The 926-nt window shown below is 51.4% G+C and carries 1 protein-coding gene; it reads right to left on the reverse strand.

Going from position 1 to position 926, the window contains the following annotated elements; translation table 11 throughout:
• A partial coding sequence (locus R7Q09_RS24615) for a gamma-glutamyltransferase family protein (RefSeq protein ID WP_318143757.1) occupies positions 1 to 926 on the reverse strand: 926 nt, incomplete at both ends.

Genomic DNA, 926 nt, shown 5'->3' on the forward strand with positions numbered 1-926 from the left:
CGAGTGCCGGTTGCAACTGAGTTGCTGCGCTATCTTGCTCGAGGTCGACTGTACCAAAACGGTTTAACACTCTTGGTTGGTTGATCGCTTGCTGAATGTCCATGTCCCATTGAGTATGAGCAATGATGGCTTGTGCAACGTAGCCGATAATGCGACTGCCGCCCGGAGAACCAATTGCCATGTATGGTTGATCATTTTTCATGATGATGGTCGGTGCCATGGAGGAGCGCGGGCGTTTGCCCGGTTCTAATCGGTTGGCGATTGGCGCGCCATCTTGATGAGTGCGGAAAGAAAAGTCCGTCAGCTCGTTATTGAGCAGGAAGCCGCGAACCATTAAGCGCGAGCCAAAAGCGTTCTCGATGGTGGTGGTCATTGAAACCACGTTGCCTTGCTTATCGACGATGTTGAAATGGCTGGTGGAAGGAAGTTCTATCGATTCATCCATACTGAGATTCATTGCATGTGACCACGGTGGGTTACCGGCTTCCACTTTCGTCAGTGCTTTGCCGACCTGAATCAGTTCGGCACGTTGTTTGAGATAGTCTTTGTCCAACAAACCTTCGGTTGGCATGGGTACATAGTCTTGATCGGCCATGTACTTACCGCGATCAGCAAACGCGAGACCAGATGCGTCCGCAATGACCTGCCAAGATTTGGCGCTGTCTGGTCCCCAGCCTTTGAGATCGTATTGCTCGGTGATAGCCAAGATCTGTCCGACAGTTAGCGCGCCTGAGCTTGGTGGACCCATGCCGCAGATGTCGTAGCTTTGATAAGCCGCACAAACGGGCTCTCTCTGTTTGATGCGGTAAGTATCAAAATCTTGTTGTGCCAACACGCCCGGGTTACCCACTGCAGTTTGCACGGTTGCGATAATGTCTTTGGCAATATCACCTTGATAGAAGGCTTGAGCACCTTGTTTGGCGATG

Source organism: Vibrio sp. 2130-1 (assembly GCF_033339515.1).